This window comes from Thiobaca trueperi (assembly GCF_004342175.1).
In the GTDB taxonomy this organism is placed as follows: domain Bacteria; phylum Pseudomonadota; class Gammaproteobacteria; order Chromatiales; family Chromatiaceae; genus Thiobaca; species Thiobaca trueperi.
This window is the reverse complement of sequence record NZ_SMAO01000021.1, coordinates 1-1,119: the sequence shown is the minus strand read 5'-3', so window position 1 is coordinate 1,119 and position 1,119 is coordinate 1. Positions and strand designations below refer to the sequence as shown.

Here is a 1,119-nt window from a genome sequence, read left to right as displayed (position 1 = left end):
ATCAGGTGGCGATAATAGCCCTTAACGTGTTCGTCATGGCGCGACGCACTCAAGGCGGGCATGTACAGGCTGCCGCGCAGATAGCGGTTTCCGGCCTTGCTCAAACGCGGCTTTTTGTTGACGCTGGTGCCCGAGGTGGCGTGGCGTGGGTCGAGTCCGGCCATCGCGACCCATTGCTTGGCGCGCAGATCGGGTGGCAGCACCCGCAACTCCCCCAGGATCTGGACCGCACTGGCGGCACCGATCCCTTTGACGCTGGTGAGGAGTGCAAAGGTGTCCTTCAGGGTGGCCTCGGTCTCGATCAGGGCCAGCGCGGCCGTGCGCAAGCGCGTGATGCGCGCGTCCGTCTCGGCGATGGCGAGTTGGACTTCCTCCAGAATCAAGGCGGGGGTGGTGGTGCTCTGCTGCAACGCATGGAGCTGGTTCTTGGCCTGCGTGCGGGCCTCGGTCAGCGCGCTCAAGCGCCGCGCATACGCGCGCAATTCCAGCGCCTCGCGCGCCGGACGCTGCCAGGGCTCAAAAGGCATGCGCAGGGCGAACTCAGCTAAGACCGCCGCATCGATGGCATCGCTCTTGGTGCGGGTCATCAACGCCTCGGCAAAGCGCTTGGCGGCTTTGGGATTGACCACCATCAGGGCCAGGCCACCTGCGTTCAAGGCCAGCGCCAGATCCAGGTGATACGCCCCCGTCGCTTCCAGGCACACGCGCTCCACGCCCGCCTTGGTGAGGCGTGCCAGCAAGGCTTGATGCCCGCTCGTCGTATTGGCAAAGTCCTCGACCTTGGTGTTCTGCTCACCCGTGCGGATGACCACCGCCAGTGCCTTGTCAGCGACATCGATTCCCGCGACATGCATCGTTCTGTTCCTCGGCAAATGAAGGCGTTATGCTGTGACCCGGTTCCCCGACCCTGGACCCTCGCCTCCCGACCTTGTGTATGCAGGCTCACGAGCCACGCTCACGGCCTCGGATACTCTTCGGGATCGGCGAAGAGGGCGGGGAGCCTATCTACGTACAAGCTCGAAGCTTCAGGTTGGGACGGCTTCCCCGGCTCACGCTTCTATAAACTCCGTTGATCAAAACTCCGTGTCAATCCTTGGGAACAGAACATACAAGGTTGGG

General features: G+C 63.3%; 1 protein-coding gene. It reads right to left on the bottom strand.

The genetic code is table 11. The features are described 5' to 3' along the window. The coding region (locus EDC35_RS18415; RefSeq protein WP_132978723.1) for an IS110 family RNA-guided transposase at nucleotides 1-854 on the bottom strand (854 nt) is incomplete at its 3' end. Nucleotides 855-1,119 lie beyond the last annotated feature (265 nt).